The sequence below is a fragment of the Nocardioides sp. Z13_37 genome (assembly GCF_058355585.1).
On record NZ_JBZGDV010000009.1, the window covers coordinates 107,438 to 123,929 of the forward strand.

14 protein-coding genes are annotated in these 16,492 nt (G+C 74.2%); 6 read left to right on the top strand and 8 right to left on the bottom strand.

Features of this window, described 5'->3' with window-relative positions:
- Positions 1-61 precede the first annotated feature (61 nt).
- Positions 62-1,468, top strand: coding sequence for a threonine/serine exporter family protein (locus AC4H2S_RS19025; protein WP_491498551.1), 1,407 nt, complete (start codon positions 62-64; stop codon positions 1,466-1,468).
- On the opposite strand, the gene AC4H2S_RS19030 is transcribed toward AC4H2S_RS19025, so the two are convergent.
- The 6 genes from AC4H2S_RS19030 to AC4H2S_RS19055 form a co-directional block, all read right to left on the bottom strand.
- Positions 1,446-2,015 carry a DUF402 domain-containing protein gene (locus tag AC4H2S_RS19030; RefSeq protein ID WP_491498552.1) on the bottom strand — a complete coding sequence of 190 codons (570 nt, stop codon included), beginning with the start codon at positions 2,013-2,015 and terminating at the stop codon, positions 1,446-1,448. The two genes, AC4H2S_RS19025 and AC4H2S_RS19030, sit on opposite strands and share 23 nt — an antisense overlap.
- A 269-nt stretch (positions 2,016-2,284) precedes the next feature.
- The gene (locus AC4H2S_RS19035) at positions 2,285-3,112 is read right to left on the bottom strand and encodes an SDR family NAD(P)-dependent oxidoreductase (protein ID WP_491498553.1); all 828 of its coding nucleotides are present in this window, start codon (positions 3,110-3,112) and stop codon (positions 2,285-2,287) included.
- A 20-nt stretch (positions 3,113-3,132) separates the two neighbouring features.
- Positions 3,133-4,569, bottom strand: a complete 1,437-nt coding sequence (locus AC4H2S_RS19040) for a sensor histidine kinase (protein WP_491498554.1) — start codon at positions 4,567-4,569, stop codon at positions 3,133-3,135.
- Positions 4,566-5,282 carry a response regulator transcription factor gene (locus AC4H2S_RS19045; RefSeq protein ID WP_491498555.1) on the bottom strand — a complete coding sequence of 239 codons (717 nt, stop codon included), beginning with the start codon at positions 5,280-5,282 and terminating at the stop codon, positions 4,566-4,568. Before AC4H2S_RS19045 ends, AC4H2S_RS19040 begins: the two co-directional genes overlap by 4 nt.
- 47 nt (positions 5,283-5,329) lie before the next feature.
- Positions 5,330-6,484, bottom strand: coding sequence for an RNA polymerase sigma factor (locus AC4H2S_RS19050; RefSeq protein ID WP_491498556.1), 1,155 nt, complete (start codon positions 6,482-6,484; stop codon positions 5,330-5,332).
- A 7-nt stretch (positions 6,485-6,491) separates the two neighbouring features.
- Entirely contained in the window at positions 6,492-6,899 is a 408-nt protein-coding gene (locus AC4H2S_RS19055; RefSeq protein WP_491498557.1) for a YciI family protein, read from the bottom strand.
- A 186-nt stretch (positions 6,900-7,085) separates the two neighbouring features.
- Here AC4H2S_RS19055 and AC4H2S_RS19060 point away from each other — a divergent pair, with 186 nt between their 5' ends.
- The 5 genes from AC4H2S_RS19060 (at position 7,086) to AC4H2S_RS19080 (ending at position 14,476) form a co-directional block, all read left to right on the top strand.
- Positions 7,086-7,868, top strand: coding sequence for a hypothetical protein (locus AC4H2S_RS19060; protein ID WP_491498558.1), 783 nt, complete (start codon positions 7,086-7,088; stop codon positions 7,866-7,868).
- A 54-nt stretch (positions 7,869-7,922) separates the two neighbouring features.
- Positions 7,923-11,789, top strand: coding sequence for an ATP-dependent RNA helicase HrpA (hrpA, locus tag AC4H2S_RS19065; RefSeq protein ID WP_491498559.1), 3,867 nt, complete (start codon positions 7,923-7,925; stop codon positions 11,787-11,789).
- Between the two features lie 29 nt (positions 11,790-11,818).
- Positions 11,819-12,415, top strand: coding sequence for a hypothetical protein (locus AC4H2S_RS19070; protein WP_491498560.1), 597 nt, complete (start codon positions 11,819-11,821; stop codon positions 12,413-12,415).
- 138 nt (positions 12,416-12,553) lie between these two features.
- The gene (locus tag AC4H2S_RS19075) at positions 12,554-13,039 is read left to right on the top strand and encodes a type II toxin-antitoxin system PemK/MazF family toxin (protein ID WP_491498561.1); all 486 of its coding nucleotides are present in this window, start codon (positions 12,554-12,556) and stop codon (positions 13,037-13,039) included.
- A gap of 9 nt (positions 13,040-13,048) precedes the next feature.
- Positions 13,049-14,476 carry an ABC transporter substrate-binding protein gene (locus AC4H2S_RS19080; protein ID WP_491498562.1) on the top strand — a complete coding sequence of 476 codons (1,428 nt, stop codon included), beginning with the start codon at positions 13,049-13,051 and terminating at the stop codon, positions 14,474-14,476.
- Positions 14,477-14,498: 22 nt separating this feature from the next.
- Here AC4H2S_RS19080 and AC4H2S_RS19085 read toward each other — a convergent pair whose 3' ends face one another.
- Together AC4H2S_RS19085 and AC4H2S_RS19090 are read right to left on the bottom strand one after the other, a co-directional pair.
- On the bottom strand, positions 14,499-15,842 hold the full coding sequence (locus AC4H2S_RS19085) for an HRDC domain-containing protein (RefSeq protein WP_491498563.1): 1,344 nt from the start codon (positions 15,840-15,842) through the stop codon (positions 14,499-14,501).
- Positions 15,832-16,452 carry a DUF3000 domain-containing protein gene (locus AC4H2S_RS19090; RefSeq protein WP_491498564.1) on the bottom strand — a complete coding sequence of 207 codons (621 nt, stop codon included), beginning with the start codon at positions 16,450-16,452 and terminating at the stop codon, positions 15,832-15,834. The genes AC4H2S_RS19085 and AC4H2S_RS19090 overlap by 11 nt, the downstream gene beginning before the upstream one ends.
- Between the last annotated feature and the right edge of the window lie 40 nt (positions 16,453-16,492).

Here is a 16,492-nt window from a genome sequence, read left to right on the forward strand (position 1 = left end):
CGCTCCGCGGTGGGGCTCACCCCTGTGACCGGTCCGGGCGGGCGTTTGCCACCATGGCTGGATGGATCCCGAGGACGGACGATCGCACGCACCGGAGGGCTCCGACCACCACGCCGCGTCGGCGGAGCAGCGGACCATCGACAACCTGACGATCGACCTGTGCCTGCGGATCGGCGAGATGCTGCTGTCCTCGGGCGCGGGCGCGGCCGACGTGACGGCGACGATGCGGTCGGTGGCCGACCACCTGGGACTCCGCGCGGCCGAGATCGACGTGACGTTCACCGCCCTCTCGATGAGCCACCAGCGCTCGGCCGACGACGTACCGACGCTGATGTTGCGCCACGTGCAGCGCCGCGGCATCGACTACGAGCACCTCACCGCCGTCGACCACCTGGTGCGCGACATCCTCTCCGACCGGGCCGACGTCTACCTCGCCCGCTCGCGGATGGCCACGATCGTCTCGCTCGGCCACGCCTTCCCGCGCTGGGCGGTGACGGTGGCGTGGATGGTGATGGCGGCCGCCGTCGGCGTCTTCCTCGGCGGCGGACCGGTGGTGGCCGCGGTGGCCGCAGTGGCCGCCGCGCTGATCGACCGGGTGCAGATCGTGCTCGCCCGGCGCCGGCTGCCGTTCTTCTACCAGCAGGTCGCCGGCGGCGCGATCGCGACGATCCTCGCCGCCGCGGTGGCGGCGAGCCCGATCGAGGTCGACCCGTCGGTGGTCGTGACGGCCAACATCATCCTGCTGCTGGCCGGGATCGGTCTGATGGGCGCCGTGCAGGACGCGCTCACCGGCTTCTACCTCACCTCGAGCGCCCGGCTGATCGAGGCGATGATGTCGACCGCCGGCATCATCGCCGGCGTCGGGCTCGGCATCTCGCTCGCCGATGGCGTGGGCCTCGAGCTCGGCCAGCTGGTGCCGGGCAAGGTGGAGGTGTCCGACCTGCCCGCCGTGCTCGGCGGCGCCGCCGTGTCCGCGGCGGCGTTCAGCATCGCGTCGTACGCGCCGCGCCGCGCCGCGTTGCCGATCGCGCTCATCACCGCGGGCGCGGCCGCTGTCTCGCAGGGCGTCACCGCGGCCGGGTTCGGTCGGGCGGCGGCGGCCGGCGCGTGCGCGTTCTTCATCGGCCTGGTCGCCTACGCCGTTGCGGGGCGGGTGCGGATCCCGCCGCTGGTGGTCGCGGTGCCGGCGATCGTGCCGTTCCTGCCGGGCCTGTCGATCTACCGCGGCCTGACGTTCCTCGCCGAGGGCGGGCTCTACATCTCGCAGGGCATCCTGGCGCTGATGACGGCGCTCTCGGTCGCGATCGCGCTCGCCGCCGGCGTGATCCTGGGCGAGTACGTCGCCCAGCCGCTCAAGCGGGAGGCACGCCGGCTGGAGAGCCGGCTGTCCGGGCCGCGGCTCGTCGGGCCGTTCCGGGCGCTGAGCCGCTCCGAGCGGCGCGCGCTCAGGCGGAGGTCTGGCGGCTGAGCTCGTCGAGCCACCGCCGGTGCGCGCCGTCGTACGGCGGGAGGCCGGCGCGGACGGCGGCGACCAGCGCGTCGCAGGAGGCCTGCGCGCGGGCGACCACCTCGGCGGGGTAGCCGAGGGCCACCTGGTGCTCGGCGAACTCGTCCTCGTCGTCGACGAAGACCTCGCCCGGGCCGGCCGGGGCGACGTCCCACGGCGCGTCCGCTGCGGGCGGCAGGGGGTCGGGGAGGCGGATGACGTCGAGGTCGAGGTCGACCGTGCGGAGCACGGTGCCGTCCCACGCTGCGGGGGTGGTGACGTCGATGTAGAGGTCGCACCAGATGCCGGGTGCCTGGAACGTCGCGAGGTGCCAGCTGTCGGGCTGCACGAGCGTCACGGAGTCGACGGCCGCGTGGAACTCGTGGCCCGGACGGTGGTTGTGGGTGCCGGCCGGGTAGCCGAGCCACTCCCCGTGCTCGTCGGCTCCGAGGTAGGTGCCCACCAGCTGCCAGTGCGGCCGATCGCCCCACTTGGTCATCTCGCAGCGGATCTGGGTCCCGGGCTCCATACGACCATCCCTATCAGGCCAGGCATGTCGAGGCGGCGCATCCTCGCGCGCAGGCGGGGTCGAGTGGGCGCGTTCTGACGCGCAGGCGGGCTCGAGTCGGCGCGTCCTGCCGGACGGTCGGCGATGTTGCGCCGACTCGACGGTGAATGACGGTCAGGACCCGCCGACTCGACGGCGATCTGCGGTCAGGACGCGCCGACTCGACGGTGAATGACGGTCAGGACCCGCCGACTCGACGGCGATCTGCGGTCAGGACGCGCCGACTCGGCTCAGGGGCGGCGGGAGGTCAGGCGGGCGACGACGTCCTGGTAGCGGGCGCCGAGAAGCCTGGCGGCGTGGTGGACGAGGTGGGCGTCGAGGCCGACGAGCACCCGCGGCTTCCCCGCGAGCGCGCCGGCGAGGATGATCTCGGCGGCGCGCTCGGGCGACATCCGCGCGAGCCTGTCGTCGAACAGCGCGTCGATGCGGGCGCCGTCGAGGCCGGCGGCCTTGCGGCCGTGGCGGCTGATGCCGGTGCGGATGCCGCCGGGGTGGACGCAGGTCACGGTGACGGGGTGCCCGGCGACGAGCATCTCCTCGCGGATCGCCTCGGTCAGCCCGCGCACGGCGTACTTGGTGGCGTTGTAGGCCGACTGCCCGGGGGCGGAGATGAGGCCGAAGAGCGAGGAGATGTTGACCAGGGCGCCGTTGCCGCTCGCGATGAGGTGGGGGAGGAACTCCTTGGAGCCGTGGACCACCCCGTAGAAGTTGACCCCGACGATCCAGTCGAGGTCCTCGTAGGTCAGGTCGGTGAAGTCGCCGGTCGCGGTCACGCCTGCGTTGTTGACCACGAGGTCGACCCGCCCCAGCCGCTCGACGACCGCGGACGCCCACGCCGCGACCGCAGCACGGTCGGAGACGTCGACGAGGTCGTGGCACACCGTGGTCGCCCCGGCCTGCTCGACGAGGCCGACGGTCTCGGCGAGCCGCCCGGCGTCCCAGTCGGCGAGCGCGAGGTGGGCGCCGGCCCGCGCGCTGCGCAGCGCGAGCGCACGGCCGATCCCGGATCCGGCGCCGGTGATGACGACGACCTTGTCGGCGAGGGTGGTGAGGCTCACCCGGCCACCGTAACCGGCGTTTACGCCGGGACGGTCGGGAGCGCCACGGTGATCGTGGTGTCGCCCGGCCGGCTGGCGAGCGCCACCGAGCCGCCGTGGGCGCGGACGATCGCCTCGACGAGCGAGAGGCCGAGACCGGCCCCGCCGCGGCTGCGGGCCGCGTCGCCGCGGGTGAAGCGCTCGAACGCGTGGGGCGCGAGGTCCGGCGCGAAGCCCGGGCCGTCGTCGTGGACGGTGAAGCCGCTCGCGCTGCCGGCGACCGTCACCGTGGTGCCGGGCGGGGTGTAGCGGCTGGCGTTGGTCAGCAGGTTGGTGATGACCTGGTGCAGGCGGGCGGCGTCGCCCTCCACGACGAGGGGCGCGTCGGGCAGCGACAACCGCCAGTGGTGCTCGGGGTCGACCACACGCGCGTCGTCGACGGCCTCGAGCAGCAGCCGCGAGAGGTCCACCGGCTCGCGCTGGAGCGGACGCCCCGCGTCGAGCCGGGCGAGCAGGAGCAGGTCCTCGACGAGGGCGGTCATCCGCGCCGACTCGTTCTCGACCTTGGTCAGCGCCGCGGGCATCGTCTCCGGGCGCTGACGGGCGAGCTCGGTGTAGCCGGCGATGGTCGCGAGCGGGGTGCGCAGCTCGTGCGAGGCGTCGGCCACGAACTGCCGCACCTGCTGCTCGCTGCGGTAGCGCCGGTCGAGCGAGTCCTCGACGTGGTCGAGCATCGCGTTGAGCGCCGAGCCGACCTGTCCGACCTCGGTGCGCTCATCGGTGAGCCGCGCCGGCACCCGCTCGGCCATCTCGATCTCCCCGGACGCCAGCGGCAGCTCGGCGACCCGGCGGGCGGTGGCCGAGACCTCGCGCAACGACGCGAGCTGGCGGCGTACGACGACCGTCCCCACCGCCGCGGCGGCCACCACGCCGATGAGGGTGGCGAGCAGCTCGAGGCGGACGAGGTCGCCGACCGTGTCGTCGACGTCGGCGAGGGGGAGCCCGGCGACCACCCGGCCGCCCGAGACCTCCCTGACGCCGACGCGGTAGCGGCCCAGGTCCGGGACGTAGACGGTGCGGAGCTCGGGGCCGTCGCCGTCGGCACGGACGTCGGCGAGCACGTCGAGCTGGTCGTCGCTGAGCGCGGTCGCGGCGCCCCAGCTGTCCTCGTCCTGCTCGGACAGCACCAGGCCCGACGCGGTGCCGTCGTCGGAGACGACGGCCTGGATGGAGCCGAACTGCTGGCCCGGGCCGAAGCCGTCCTCGCCGCGGCCCGGCCCGCGGCCGGGACCGTCCGAGCCGCGGATGGTCCGCTCGAGGGCCACTCGGACGTCGCCGTCGAGCTGGCTGTCGAGGTTGCGCTGCATCGCCAGGGTGGTCACGGTGCCGATGACGGCCGCGGTCAGCGCGACGAGGAGCACCACCACCGCGACCAGCCGCGCGGTGAGCGTGACGGGCCGGTGGAGCGGGCGCCTCACGACGCCGGCTTCAGGACGTAGCCGGCTCCGCGCATCGTGTGGATCATCGGGGGGCGTCCGGCGTCGATCTTCTTGCGCAGGTAGGAGATGTAGAGCTCGACGACGTTGGCCTGGCCGCCGAAGTCGTAGTGCCACACCCGGTCGAGGATCTGCGCCTTGCTCAGCACGCGTCGCGGGTTGCGCATGAGGAAGCGCAGCAGCTCGAACTCGGTGGCGGTCAGGTGGATCTCCTCGCCGCCGCGGTGCACCTCGTGGCTGTCCTCGTCGAGGGTGAGGTCGCCGACCACCAGCACGTTGCCGGCGACGGCCTGCGCCGCGGTGCCGCCGCGGCGGATCAGTCCGCGCAGCCGAGCCACGACCTCCTCCAGCGAGAACGGCTTGGTGACGTAGTCGTCGCCGCCGGCGGTGAGGCCGGCGACGCGGTCCTCCACGGCGTCCTTGGCGGTGAGGAAGAGCACGGGTACGTCGTTGCCGTCCGCGCGCAGGCGGCGCAGCACCTCGAGGCCGTCGAAGTCGGGGAGCATGATGTCGAGCACCACGGCGTCCGGGTGGAACTCGCGCGCGGCCGCCACGGCCTCGCTGCCGGTGTGCGCCATCCGCAGGTCCCAGCCCTCGTAGCGCAGCGCCATCGCGAGGAGCTCGGCGATGTTGACCTCGTCGTCGACGACGAGGACGCGCACGGGCGAGCCGTCGGGTCGGGTGAGCTGCTGCACGAGTCCATCCTGCCCCGGTTTCCTGTGGGGCCGCTGTGTCGTCGCTGTCAGCGCGCCGAGTTGAGCCGTGCCGCCTGCCGGGTGAGGTGGGTGCGCTCAGCGGCGTCCGTGGCCAGCCCGGCGGCCTCGGCGTAGAGCCGTGCGGCGGCCGCGAGGTCGCCGTCCTTCTCGTGGAGGTAGGCCGACACGGCGCGGTGGCGGGGCAGGGCGGGGTCGACCTCCGCGAGCGCTGCCAGCCCCGCGCGGGCGCCGTCGGCCTCCCCGACCGCGACGGCCCGGTTGAGCCGGACGACCGGGCTGCCGGTCAGCGCCAGCAGCTCGTCGTACCACTGCACGATCTGCACCCAGTCGGTCTCCGCCGCCGACCGGGCGTCGGCGTGCAGCGCGGCGACGGCCGCCTGCAGCTGGAACTCGCCGCGCTGCTGGCGCACCAGGGCGCCCTGCAGGAGGAGCACGCCCTCCTCGATGAGCGCGGTGTCCCACCGGGAGCGGTCCTGCTCGGCGAGGGGCACGAGCGTGCCGTCGGGGCGCACGCGCGCGGGGCGTCGCGCGTGGTGCAGCAGCATCAGCGCGAGCAGGCCGTCGGTCTCGGGGTCGCCGGGGCGCAGCCGCGCCAGCTCCCGGGTGAGCCGGATCGCCTCGGCGGCGAGGTCGACGTCGCCGGCGTAGCCCTCGTTGAAGACGAGGTAGAGCACCCGTCGCACCGTCGCCGGGTCGCCCGGCCGGTCGAACGCCGCGTCGGAGACCGTGCGCTTCGCCCGGCTGATGCGCTGCGCCATCGTCGCCTCCGGGACGAGGTAGGCCGCCGCGACCTGGCGGGTGGTGAGGCCGCCGACCGCGCGCAGGGTCAGTGCCACCGCCGACGCCGGGGACAGCGCGGGGTGGGCGCAGAGGAAGAGCAGCCACAGCGTGTCGTCGGCGGCCTCGACGGCCCCGGCGGCGGGCTCGAGGTCGACCGCGAGCTCGCGCCGCCGCCGCGCGTCCTCGGAGCGTACGACGTCGAGGAAGCGCCGCCAGGCAACCGTGACCAGCCAGCCCTTGGCGTCGCGCGGCGGGTCGCCGGGCCACGTGCGGACCGCCTCGACGAGGGCGTCCTGCACGGCGTCCTCGGCCGTCGCGAAATCGGCTCCGCGACGGACGAGGACCCCGATGACCGCAGGCACGAGCGGGCGCAGCGCCGCCTCGTCGAAGGGGTCGGGCACGGGGCGCTCAGTCGCCGGTCGAGGTGGGGGCGCCGTAGAAGGGGCGCACCTCGAGCCACTCGTGGATCGGCTTGCCGTCCTTGCCCGGCGCCAACGACAGCTCGCTCGCGAGCTCGACCGCGCGGTCCCAGCCATCGACGTCGATGACGTACCACCCGGCGATGAGGTCCTTGGTCTCGGCGAACGGCCCGTCGGTGACCGGCGGCCTGCCGGGGCCTTCGGCGCGCACCCACGCGCCGTCCATCGACAGGGCCTGGGCGTCGACGTACTCGCCGCTCTCCTCCAGGCGCCTGCCGAAGTCGTCCATGAACGCCATGTGGGCGTCGACCTCCTCGGGAGTCCACTGGTCCATCGGGACGTCGTTCACGGTCGCGGGCGCGCCGCGGTAGTGCTTGAGGAGCAGGTACTTCGGCATGGTCGGTCTCCTTGTCAGTGCGGCCATTGTCGCCGCGTCCACCCCGGGGACGGAGCCGCCACGGCGTGCTCGACATCGATGGCCAGATCGCCTCCGAGCTTTCTGGGCGGATCTCTGCGCGGATCTCTGGGCGCCCTCAGGGGCGCGCCACAGGCGCGCCACAGGCGAGCGGCGCACGCTGGTCACATGACGAACCAGACACCGGGCCGGCAGCCCGACGAGACGCAGCCGATGCGTCCTGCGGGCACCGCCCCCACGACCGGTCCCGAGGCCGGTCCCAGCCCAGACACACCCACCAACCCCACCACGGATGCGATGACCACTCCCCAGAACGACTCCATGACCAACGCACAGAACGACCCCACCACCGCTGCGCCGGCCGCGCCCGGCCCCGAGGGCAGGCGCGGGATGCGCGAGCGCCTGCGCGGGGTGCGGCCCTCCGGCAACGGCGGCGGCCGCCGCTTCGGCACGGCCGCGCTCGCCGGCACCGCCATCGCCGGCCTGATCGTCGGTGGCCTCGGCGGCGTCGCCGTCAGCGCCTCTGCCGACGACGACCTCGGCTCCGGCGACCCCGGCTGGAGCGAGCGCCAGGACCAGATGGACGAGCGCGGCGACCAGGGCGACCGCGGCTACCAGGGCGAGCACGGCTACCCGGGCGCGCCAGGCGACCAGAGCCAGCCCGGCCAGCCCGGCCAGCCCGGCCAGCCCGGCCAGCCCGGCCAGCCCGGCGAGCAGGGCGACGAGTTCGAGCGCGACTTCGGCGACCGCCAGTTCGGTGACCGCGAGTTCGGCGACCACGACCACGGCGACCACGACTTCGGTGACCACGACTTCGGCGACCACGACTTCGGGGACCGCCAGGACGGGCGCGGTGGACGGATGTTCGGCGGCCCCGGGGCGCCGGACCACGAGCACCCGGCCTCGCCGGACGACACCGCTCCGGACAGCAAGGACGGCTCGGAGTCCTGATCCACCCAGCAACGGGCGCCACCGCCGCCCCACCGGTTGCCACCGTGGGCGAGAATGGCGCCCGTTGTGAAGATCACCTACCCGGCCGAGCTCCCGGTCTCCGCGCGCCGCGACGACATCGCCGCCGCCATCCGCGACCACCAGGTCGTGATCGTCGCCGGCGAGACCGGCTCCGGCAAGACCACCCAGCTGCCCAAGATCTGCCTCGAGCTCGGCCGCGGGCTCGGGGCGGCGGACGGCGGCAAGCTGATCGGCCACACCCAGCCGCGGCGCATCGCGGCCCGCTCCGTCGCGGAGCGGATCGCCGAGGAGCTCGGCACCGAGCTCGGCGACGTCGTGGGCTACCAGGTGCGCTTCACCGACCGCACCAGCCGCGCCAGCCGGGTCAAGCTGATGACCGACGGCATCCTGCTCGCCGAGCTGCAGCGCGACCGCGACCTGCGCAAGTACGACACGATCATCATCGACGAGGCCCACGAGCGCAGCCTCAACATCGACTTCCTGCTCGGCTACCTCAAGCGGCTGCTGCCGCGCCGGCCCGACCTCAAGGTCATCATCACCAGCGCGACGATCGACGTCGACCGCTTCGCCGAGCACTTCCGCGCCCCGGTGGTCGAGGTGTCGGGGCGTACGTACCCGGTCGAGGTCCGCTACCGGCCGTTGCTGGAGCTGCCGGAGAACGACGAGGACGGCGAGCCGGTCCAGCGTGACCAGACCGAGGCGATCCTCGACGCCGTCCGCGAGCTGTCGGCCGAGGGGCCCGGCGACGTGCTCGTCTTCCTGCCCGGCGAGCGTGAGATCCGCGACACCGCCGACGCCTTCTCCGCCCTCGGCAGCGACCGGCTCGAGATCGTGCCGCTCTACTCCCGGCTCAGCGCCGCCGACCAGCACCGGGTCTTCTCCAGCCACCCCTCCACCGTGCGGCGCGTCGTGCTGGCCACCAACGTCGCCGAGACGTCGCTGACGGTGCCCGGCATCCGCTACGTCGTCGACACCGGCGTTGCGCGGATCAGCCGCTACTCGGTGCGCACCAAGGTGCAGCGCCTGCCCATCGAGCCGATCAGCCAGGCCTCGGCCAACCAGCGCTCGGGACGCTGCGGTCGCGTGTCCGAGGGCATCGCGATCCGGCTCTACTCCGAGGAGGACTTCGAGGCGCGCCCCGAGTTCACCGACCCGGAGATTCTGCGGACCAACCTCGCGAGCGTCATCCTCCAGATGGCCTCGCTGCGCCTGGGCGACATCGCGCGGTTCCCCTTCGTGGAGCCGCCCGACCGCCGCAACATCAAGGCCGGCACCGACCTGCTCGAGGAGCTCGGCGCGATCTCGACCGCCCCCGAGCCCGGACGTCATGAGGATCCCCGGTCCCGACCGCCGAAGGCCATGACGTCGCGGCCGGGGGTCCGCCTGACGCAGGTCGGGCGGCGCCTGGCCCGGCTCCCGATCGACCCCCGGCTGGGGCGGATGATCCTCGAGGCCGAGCGCCTCGGCTGCCTGCGCGACGTCCTGGTGATCGCCGCGGCGCTGTCCATCCAGGACCCCCGCGAGCGGCCCGAGGAGCAGCGGGCGCAGGCCGACCAGCTGCACGCCCGCTTCAGGCACGAGTCCAGCGACTTCCTCACCTGGCTCAATCTCTGGCGCCACCTCAAGCAGCAGCAGCGCGAGCTGTCCTCCAGCGCGTTCCGCCGGATGTGCAAGCGCGAGCACCTCAACTACCTGCGCATCCGCGAGTGGCAGGACTACGAGTCGCAGCTGCGCCAGGTGTGCAAGGAGATGAAGCTCGACCTCGGCCGCACCGGCAGCAGCGAGGGCGGGGCGGCCTACGACGAGGACGGCATCCACCAGGCCCTGCTCTCCGGCCTGCTGAGCCACGTCGGTGCGCTGGAGGAGCGGGAGAAGTCGCGGCCGGGGGAGCGGCGCCCGATGCGCGAGTACGTCGGCGCCCGCAACGCCCGCTTCGCGATCTTCCCCGGCAGCGTGCTGAAGGGGCGCAACCCCGACTTCCTGATGAGCGCCGAGCTGGTGGAGACCTCGCGCCTGTGGGCCCGGCAGAACGCCGCCATCAAGCCCGAGTGGGCCGAGACCCTCGGCGCGCACCTGGTCAAGCGCACCTACTCCGAGCCGCACTGGTCGCGCAAGCGCGCCGCCGTGATGGCCCGCGAGCGGGTCACGCTGTACGGCGTCCCGCTGGTGGCCGACCGCCTCGTGTCCTACGGCACGGTCGACCCGGCGCTCGCCCGCGAGCTCTTCATCCGCCACGCCCTCGTCCAGCGCGAGTGGGACTCCCGCCACCGGTTCCTCACCGAGAACACCCGCCTGCTCGAGGAGGCCGAGGAGCTCGAGCACCGGGCCCGGCGCCGCGACATCGTCGTCGACGAGGAGACGCTGTTCGACTTCTACGACGCGCGCGTCGGTGCCGACGTCGTCAGCGGCCAGCACTTCGACCAGTGGTGGAAGCGCGCGCGGCAGAAGCAGCCCGACCTGCTCACCTTCGATCCCGAGATGCTCACCCACGACACCGCCGGCGAGGTGCGCGCGCACGACTTCCCGACGCAGTGGCACGACAGCGACGAGGCGGGGCTGACCTTCCCGATCAGCTACCACTTCGAGCCCGGCGCCGCCGACGACGGGCTCACCATCGACGTCCCCGTCGCCACCCTCAACCGCATCGACGCCGACGACTTCTCGTGGCTGGTGCCGGGGCTGCGCGAGGAGCTGGTCACCGAGCTGATCCGCTCGCTGCCCAAGAGCCTCCGCGTCGCGATGGTGCCCGCCCCCAACACCGCCCGCGAGTTCCTCGCCGCGACGCCGCCGGGCGCCGAGCCGCTCCTCGACGCGCTCGAGCGGTTCGCCCGCAGCACCCGCAGCCTGGTCATCCCCCGCGAGGCGTGGGACTGGTCGAAGGTGCCGGCCCACCTCCGCCCGACGTACCGGGTGGTGACCGAGGAGGGTGCCGAGGCCGCCCGGGGCAAGGACCTCGACGCGCTCAAGGAGCCGCTGCGACCGACGTTCGAGCAGGCCATGGCCGACGTGGCCTCCGACTCCGGGGTCAGCGCCACCGGCCGCACGACGTGGACCTTCGGCACGGTCGAGGAGTCCTTCGTGCAGCGTCGCGCCGGCCACGAGGTGCGCGGCTTCCCCGCGCTCGTCGACGAGGGCTCGACGGTGGGCCTGCAGGTGCTGGCGACCGCCGACGTGGCCGCCGCGCACCACCGGCTCGGCGTACGCCGCCTGGTGCTCCTCGCGCTCGGCCCGGCCGAGCCCGTCGACGACGTGCTCGCCGCCGCCGGGCTCGACCAGCGCGCCAAGCTCGCGCTGGTCGGCTCGCCCTACCCGTCGGTGGCCGACCTGCTCGACGACGTGCGGGCCGGCATCGTCGGCGAGGTGGTCGACCGCCACCCGACGGTGCGCGACGAGGCGGCGTACGACGCCGTGGTGGCCGACGCCCGCGACGCCGTCGCCACCGGCCTCGGCCCGGCGGTGCACGAGGTGATGCGGGTGCTGGAGGCCTGGCGCACCACCGACCGGGCGATCTCCGGGCGCGCCGACCTGATGACCCTCCCCGCGCTCACCGACATGCGCGCGCAGGTCGAGGGGCTGATGGCGCCCGGCTTCATCGGGGAGGCGGGGGTGCGCCGGCTGCGCGACTACCCGCGCTACCTCGCCGCCGTGACCCACCGGCGCGAGCGCCTCGACGCCCAGGTCGCCCGCGACCGCCAGCTGATGGACCAGGTCTCCGGGCTGCAGGAGGCGTGGCTGCACGCCGTCGCGGCGCTGCCCGAGGGCCAGCCGATGCCCCAGCACCTCCGCGAGGCCCGCTGGCTGCTCGAGGAGTACCGGGTGTCGCTGTTCGCCCAGCAGCTCGGCACGGCCGCCAAGGTCAGCGACCAGCGCATCCGCAAGGTGATGGGAACGGCTGGCTGAGCCGTTCGGACCCGTTCTAGGCTGGCGGGATGACCGGTCGCCAGCACCACCGCCCGATGACCCCCGGCGGCGGCTTCTTCGCCGACATCGCCGGGGGCGCCGACCCCGCGCAGCTGCGCGAGGCGGGCGACCTCGCCGCGACCGTGCTGGTGCGCGGCGCGCGCCGCTCGGCCGACCCCGAGCTGGCCGAGCGGGTGGTCCACCTCGCCGACACGGAGGGCCTCGAGACGCTCGCCGAGGTGTGGTCGGGGGCGCCCGCCGACACCCTCGCCGGGAGCCTGTGGCGGCTGTTCCTGCTGCGCTCGTGGGTGCACGCCGACCCCGAGCGCGTGGCCGGCGACTACGAGGCCGGCCAGCGCCGCGTCGACGTCGCGCGGGTGGTCGCCGGCGTGGCCGACCCTCCCGGCCCCGACGAGCTGCGCCGGATGGTGGACGACGTGCTGCGCGGGATCACGCGCGGCGACTTCGCGGTGACCCTGTTCCGCGCCGCCGCCTTCGCGCGCATCGTCGCCGCCGGCCGCGCGGCCCTCGGCACCGCCTCGCACGAGGAGATCACCCGGATGCTCGCGCTGTCGGAGCAGCTCGAGGCCGCGGGTCAGGTGGAAATCCGCGGCAGCCTCACCTGACGCGTTAAAATGTCCATGAGTGCGTCGGGCTGTGGCAGCCCCGGGTCCCAAAATAAGCCGCTACGAGCGGCCACGCGCCGTGAGGCGCTCCCAGTCCGGCGCACTCACCTACGACGGCGGCAGGCCTAGGCTCGACCCATGAGCCTCCGCCGCCGCGTCGCCGGCCTGCTGTCCCGCGACGGGACGCCCACGATGCCCACGATGCCCCGGACGCCCACGGCATCCACGCCCCCGGGCGAGGGCACCTACGCGCCCGAGCGTGACGGCGAGCCCGACCCCGGTGAGGTCGTGTGGGCGTGGGTGCCCTACGAGGACGACCCGAGCCGGGGCAAGGACCGGCCGGTGCTGGTCATCGACACCGCGGGGGCGGGGGAGGACGACGGCTGGGTGGGGCTGATGCTGAGCAGCCAGGACCACGACCGCGACGCCGCCGACGAGACCAGGTGGGGGCGCCACTGGATGGATGTCGGCACGGGCGGGTGGGACGCGCGGGGCCGGCCCAGCGAGGTGCGCCTCGACCGGCTCATCCACCTCGAGCGTGGCGGCGTACGACGCGAGGGCGCGGCGCTCGACGAGACGATCTTCACTGCCGTCCTGGCCGCCCGACGTGGCCTGTCCCGATAGGGTTTCGCCGTGTCCCGGACCCCTTCCCTGCGTCGCTGTGCCCTGCTCGCCACGGCCCTCGCGGTCGCGCTGACGACGGCTGCCTGCACCGGGGAGGACGAGCCCGAGCCGCGTCCGACCCCCTCCGCGGGGCAGTCCGGCAAGCCCACGAAGACGGCCGAGAAGCCGCGGGAGGTCACCTTCGGCGCCTACGGCAGCGAGGAGGAGGTGGCGGCGTTCCAGAGCGTCGTCGACTCCTTCAACGCCTCCTCCACCGACCGCCGGGTCACGCTGGAGTCGTGGCCCGACCACGAGGCCGCCGTGGCAGACGTGCTGGCCGGCAACGCGCCCGACGCGTTCCTCACCTCCCGCATCGACCTCGACCAGCTCGTCGAGGCCGGTGCGCTCCAGCCGGTGAGCCTGCTGCTCGACGAGCGTGGCGTCGACTTCGGCGACCGCTTCTCGCGTGACGCGGTCGACGCCTTCGCGATGGACGACGAGCTGCAGTGCATGGCGTACTCGGTCTCGCCGATGGTCATCTACTACAACACCCGGCTCGTCGACTTCGACAAGATGGAGCGCCGCGGCCTCGACGTCCCGAGCACCAACGACGAGGGCGTGCGGGAGCGCTGGACGCTCGCCGAGTTCGGCGCGGCCGCGCAGTTCGCCAGCCGTCGCGGCGACCGTCGTGGGGTGTGGATCGACCCGACCCTCCAGGGTCTCGCGCCGTTCATCTACTCCGGCGACGGCAAGGTCTTCAACGACGACCGCGAGCCCACCTCGCTCGCCTTCGCCGACGACTCCACCCGCGAGGCGCTGAGCCAGACGCTGGCGATCCTGCGCGACCCCACGATCACGCCGACCAACGCCCAGCTGGCGCGCGCGACGCCGGTCAAGCTGTTCAAGCGCGGCGAGCTCGCCATGGTCGCCGGCTTCCGCAACCTGGTGCCGGAGATGCGGGAGGCCGAGGACCTCGACTTCGACGTGCTGCCGATGCCGGTCATCGACACCCGGGCGACCGTCGGCGACATCAGCGGCCTGTGCCTGTCCGCCGACTCCGACGTGACCGGCGACGCGGCGGACTTCATCGCCTACGCCGTGTCCGACGCGGCGATCGCCACGGTCGCGGCAACCGGCTACATCGTTCCGGCCAACACCTCGGTGGCCGCGTCGCCGGAGTTCCTGGCGCCCGGCGAGGAGCCGGCCAACGCGGAGGCCTACAACTCCAGCATCCGCTACATGGTCGTGCCGCCGTTCATCGACCGGCGCGAGGAGCTCGAGGAGGCGGTCACGCCCCTCCTCGACCGGCTCGTGACCGCGCCCGGTGTGCTCGACCTCGACACGACGACCGAGCAGATCGACCAGGTCTCGCAGACGGTGCTCGCGCCGGAGGAGGACGAGGAGTCGGAGTCGCCCGAGCCGACCGAGACCCCGACCGAGACCCCGACGGAGGAGTAGCCCGAGCGGGAGTGGGTCGTCCCTACTCCGATGCGGGCGCGGACTGCTGCTCGGGCTCCTGCTCGGCCCCGAGGATGGCGCCGACCAGTGCCCCGGTGACCAGCTCGGCCTGCCAGCGCCGGGCGCCGTAGGACGCCAGCTGGTCACGGACCGCCTCGGCCAGCTCGGCCGGCTCACGGGTCGCCGGCGGCGCCCACATCAGCCGGCGCAGGTAGTCGGGGGTCAGCAGGTTCTCCACCGGCAGGTGGTGCACCTCGGCCAGGTTGAGCATCGACTCGCGGGCGGCCTTGAAGCGCCGGTCGGCGACCGGGTCGCGCTCGGCCCACGTGCGGGGGTGCGGGGGTCCGTCGCCCCGCGGTGCGCGGGTGGGCAGCTCGTCCTCGTCCATCTCGCGGACCCGTCGCAGCGCGTCGACCCACGTCGCGGCGTAGCGGCTCGCGCCGCGGCCGTGGAAGCCGGGGGTGGCCAGCAGTGCCCGGCGGTCGGTCGGCATCGCGGTGGCGGCGGCCACGATCGCCGCGTCGGGCAGGATCCGCCCCGGCGTCACGTCGCGCTCGGCGGCGATGGCGTCGCGGGCCTCCCACAGGGCGCGGGCCGCACCGAGCGCGCGGCGCCCGCGCAGGCGATGCACCCCGGACGTACGCCGCCACGCGTCGACGCGCACGGTCGGCTCGAAGCCCAGCAGGTGGTCGAACTCCTGGCGCGCCCACTCGGCCTTGCCGGCGCGCTCGAGCTCCGTGGCCATGTGGTCGCGCAGCTCGACGAGCACCTCGACGTCGAGCGCGGCGTACTCCAGCCACGGCTCGGGCAGCGGTCGCGTCGACCAGTCGGCCGCGGAGTGCTCCTTGCGCATCCGCTGGCCCAGCACGGTCTCGACCAGCGTGGCGAGGCCGACGCGGGGGTAGCCGAGCAGCCGCCCGGCCAGCTCGGTGTCGAACAGGCTGGTCGGGGTGAGGCCGACCTCGCGCAGGCAGGGGAGGTCCTGGGTGGCGGCGTGGAGGATCCACTCGGTGCCCTCGAGCGCCTCCTGGAGCGGGGCGAGCGTGGTCATCCCGATCGGGTCGACGAGCCACGTGCCGGCGCCCTCGCGGCGCAGCTGGATGAGGTAGGCGCGGTTGGAGTAGCGGTAGCCCGAGGCCCGCTCGGCGTCGATGGCCACCGGGCCGGTCGCCGCGGCCAGCGCCGCGCACGCCTCCAGCAATCCGGCGTCGGTGTCGACCACCGCGGGCAGGCCGTCGCGCAGCTCGAGGAGCGGCGCGGGGGGCGCCTCGGGGGCCTCGGGGGCCTCGGGGGCCTCGGGCTCGTCGTCGGGCCGGGCGTCGGCGGGGGTGATCTGGGGCTCGTCGGCCATCGGGTCAGGTGCCACGCTGTCCGCGTCGGCTGGGGATGGCGGTGACGCCCTCGGGCACGGGCGGCAGGCCGACGGCGGTGCACATCAGCTCGCCCCATGCCTCGACGTGCGCCGTCATGTCGAGCTCGCCGTCGTCGTCGACGTCGGGCGTCCACGACGCGCGGATCTCGACCTGGGCGGTGCGCGCGTCCTCGGCCATCGCGCCGAAGCTCTCGCTGGTCACGCAGGTGACCGTGCCGGAGGCGGCGTGGTGGCCGGCGCCGTGGGCGTCGAGGGCCTCCTCGAGCCACGACCAGCCGACCGCCGCCAGCATCGGGTCGGCGCCGAGCTCGGGGTCGATGTCGGCGCGGGCGTAGGCCACGCAGCGGAAGGTGCCGTCCCAGGCGTCGTTGCCGGCCGGGTCGTGGAGCAGGATCAGCCGGCCGGTGCCGAGGTCCTCCTCGTCGACGGTGATGTCGGCGCTGAGCGCCGACGACCAGGGCGCGATGCGCTGGGGCGCCGGCATCTCCTCGCAGAAGACCTCGGGGCGCAGCGAAGCCCGACGCATCGACTCCACGGCCGAGCGGAACTCCGCGGGCCCAGCCGCGGCAGCATTGCCCGGGTGGGTCTCGTGACGGGCCACCATGTGGCCAGAGTAGGCCAGCGCCGGGCCTCGCCGATGTGCC